Source organism: Roseicyclus persicicus, from assembly GCF_012395815.1.
GTDB lineage: Bacteria > Pseudomonadota > Alphaproteobacteria > Rhodobacterales > Rhodobacteraceae > Roseicyclus > Roseicyclus persicicus.
Genome location: NZ_JAAZQQ010000009.1, coordinates 1 through 2,833, shown reverse-complemented (window position 1 = coordinate 2,833; position 2,833 = coordinate 1). Strand labels below are relative to the sequence as shown.

The window sequence follows — 2,833 nt, the reverse complement described above, 5'->3', positions numbered from 1 at the left end:
GGAACGCATGGCGGTCCTCTCCTATCTCTTCCGCCGGGTCGAACGGGTGATCGAAGACCGCAAGCCCACGATCATCGTCATCGACGAGGCCTGGAAGGCGCTCGACAACGCCTACTTCGCGGAGCGGCTCTCGAACTGGCTGGTGACCGCCCGCAAGCAGAACGCGGTCGTCGTGATGATGACCCAGTATGCCAGCCAGCTCGAACGCACGCGGACCGGCAGGACCATCGTGGAAGCTGTGCCAACCCAGGTGCTCCTGCCCAACATCCGCGCCTCGGCTGCCGATTACGCCATGCTAGGCCTCAGCGAGAAAGATCTCGACGTGCTTCTGGGCGTGGGGTCCGCCTCGCGGCTCGCACTCGTTCGTGATGACCGCGGCGCAGTGGTGATCGATGCCGATCTGAGCGCCCTCGGCCCCCTCGTGACCATCCTCGGCGGCATGGAGAAGGGCGAGGCCCTTGTCGGTCCCGATTACCGAGACCGCCCCGATTTCTGGAGAGTGACATGACCCGTATCCTCACCCGCAGCGTCCTGCTGCTTGGACTTGGCCTGATCCTGACGGCTTGTGCGCAGCATAACCCCGCAGAGGCCAACTGCTTCAACTTCCGCGATACGCCCGCACGAGGTGCAACCGCGACAGCCACGATCTCGACCATGGGTGCGGAGGTCACGCGCCGCGACACGGCTTGCGATTTCGTCCTCTTGGGGGCGGGCGGCTGAGCCAATGCGGACCTGGCTTCCTCTCTCGGTGGTCAGCCTTGCGCTGGCTGGTCCCGCTGCGGGCCCAGCCGTCGCCCAAGGCGTGCCAACCTTCGACCTGCGCCTGTTTGCCGAACGACAGGCAATCCTCGAACAGACCGATCGCGACCTGGCGATGCAACAAGACCGGCTGACCCGCGAAGGGGAACTGGCCGAGATCGAACGCCAGCAACTCGCCTCGCTCGAAGGGCTCATGGATGCCATGTCCCTTGGCTCGGGCGATGTGGCTGGCACCGTGGCCGGGCTCGAGGCGGGGCAGGGGGCGGTTGGTGACGTCGAAAGCGCAGCCGCCAGCCTCTACGCGCCCGAGGACAACAATCCGGCCGCAGCCCGGATGTTTGGCGATGCCCGGGAAGGGATCGAGGAACTGATCATCCGCGCGGCGCGCCATACCCACGGACTGCCGGGCGTGAGCCGTGCGGGCCTCTCGCTCGTGCAATGGCGCTGCCTTCTGCAGGCGCTGATCTGGCAGGAAAGCCGCTTCCAGATCGGGGCGCGCTCTCCCGTAGGGGCCTTCGGCCTCACCCAGATCATGCCCGGTACGGCCGGCGATCTCGGGATCTATCCGGCCTATTATGACGACCCCTGGCTGCAGGTGACGGGGGGCGCGCGGTACCTCGCGCAGATGCTGAACATGTTCGATGGCAACATCATCCACGCCCTCGCGGCCTATAACGCTGGCCCCGGCAACGTGCAGAACTACGGCGGCGTCCCGCCCTTCGCGGAGACGCAGCACTACGTCGTTGTGATCCCCCAGCAGTACAACAGCTATCTCGCCGCCGTGGGCGGCATCGATGCGCTCGGCACAATCGATCCCGTCCTTCTGGCGAACGCGAGTTTCAGCCTCTCGGCCCATGGGGCGGGGGTCTATGGGGACTATTCGCTCGTCTCGGTCCGTGCCGCCGCCTTGCGGGTGCAAGACATCATCATCCGCATCGGCGAGACGGAAGACCTGCATGAGGCCATCGCGCTCAACACCTATGCCCGCGCCGAGCTGGCCCGGCTGGTCGCGATCCGGACCCGGATCAAGGCCGCCCATACCCAGCCGCTGAGCGAGGAACAACTCGCCATGGCCGCAGCCCAAGCCGCCGAGCGGCAGTTCATGGATTTCACCCAGGAGACATTGCGATGATCCGGCGCTTGTACCGTTCCCTCACCACCACCGCCGCCACCCTCGCTCTGACCTCCGCCCTCGCGGGGCCCGTCACCGCACAGGGCGTGCCCACGGTCGATACCCAGAACATCGCCCAGGAAATCCGCCAGCTTCAGCAGATGCTGCAGGATTTCGGGATCCAGACCGATCTTCTGGACAATGCGCTGGCGCAACTCGAGACGTTGCAAGGCCAGCTCGATCAGCTGAACGAGATGTATGCCTCGCTCACCGGGCCGCGCAGCATCCTCGGCCTCGCTATGGGCGGCGACCTCGACGACCTCCTGCAGGCCAATTTCGAAGACATCCCCGGCCTGATCCGAGGCATCCAGGCGGGCGACTGGTCGAGCCTGATCGGCCCAAACGCGGGGCCCCTGCGCACGCAGATGGAACAGGCGCTCGCCAGTGCCGGGTTCGACGAGGACTCGCTGCGCGAGATCGCCACCAGTGGCAATCCAGGCGCGGAAGGAGTCGCGACCCGCGCCACGACCGGTGCCGTGATGTCGGCGGCGGCCCAGAACAGCCATGCAGAGGCAGCGCAATCCCTCGAACGTGTCGAACAGCTCGTCGCGATGATCCCCGACATGGAGGATCTCAAGGAGTCGATGGACCACAACACCCGCGTCACGGCGGAACTGGCCATCGCCATGACGCGGATGTGGGAGCTTGAGGCCATCCAGACCCTCGGCGCAGGCAATGCGGGCGTGGTGGATGCCGCCACCGTCGCCGAAGAGCGCCGCTACATGGACTTCACCCTGCCGAGCCTGCGGCCGTGACCAAAGCACCCGACATGACGGCAGGCATGAGCACGCGTGAACTGGTCGAGGAGGAGCTGATCCATGGCGCGCTGCGCCGGGAGCAGCTCTGGCGGATGATCGGTCTTGGCGGGGCGGGCTTTGGCGTTTTCGGCTGCCTTGCGGCCGC

Annotated in this window: 4 protein-coding genes; all 4 read left to right on the top strand. The window is 66.3% G+C overall.

Going from position 1 to position 2,833, the window contains the following annotated elements; genetic code table 11:
* On the top strand, window positions 1–508 hold a 508-nt coding region (locus HCU73_RS18575), incomplete at its 5' end, for a TraG/VirB4 family ATPase (RefSeq protein WP_476748678.1).
* Window positions 505–720 (top strand): hypothetical protein, encoded by a 216-nt coding sequence (locus HCU73_RS18570; protein WP_168624975.1) that lies wholly within the window; start codon window positions 505–507, stop codon window positions 718–720. The genes HCU73_RS18575 and HCU73_RS18570, both read left to right, overlap by 4 nt.
* A gap of 4 nt (window positions 721–724) precedes the next feature.
* Window positions 725–1,891, top strand: a complete 1,167-nt coding sequence (locus HCU73_RS18565) for a lytic transglycosylase domain-containing protein (RefSeq protein WP_168624974.1) — start codon at window positions 725–727, stop codon at window positions 1,889–1,891.
* Window positions 1,888–2,685: a type IV secretion system protein gene (locus tag HCU73_RS18560; RefSeq protein ID WP_168624973.1), complete on the top strand. Its 798-nt coding sequence runs from the start codon at window positions 1,888–1,890 to the stop codon at window positions 2,683–2,685. The genes HCU73_RS18565 and HCU73_RS18560 overlap by 4 nt, the downstream gene beginning before the upstream one ends.
* Window positions 2,686–2,833: the final 148 nt, after the last annotated feature.

Excerpts from the sequence above, each read along its gene's own strand:
- HCU73_RS18570 (WP_168624975.1), top strand. The coding sequence starts at position 505 with ATGACCCGTATCCTCACCCGCAGCGTCCTGCTGCTTGGACTTGGCCTG.
- HCU73_RS18565 (WP_168624974.1), top strand. The coding sequence starts at position 725 with ATGCGGACCTGGCTTCCTCTCTCGGTGGTCAGCCTTGCGCTGGCTGGT.
- HCU73_RS18560 (WP_168624973.1), top strand. The coding sequence starts at position 1,888 with ATGATCCGGCGCTTGTACCGTTCCCTCACCACCACCGCCGCCACCCTC.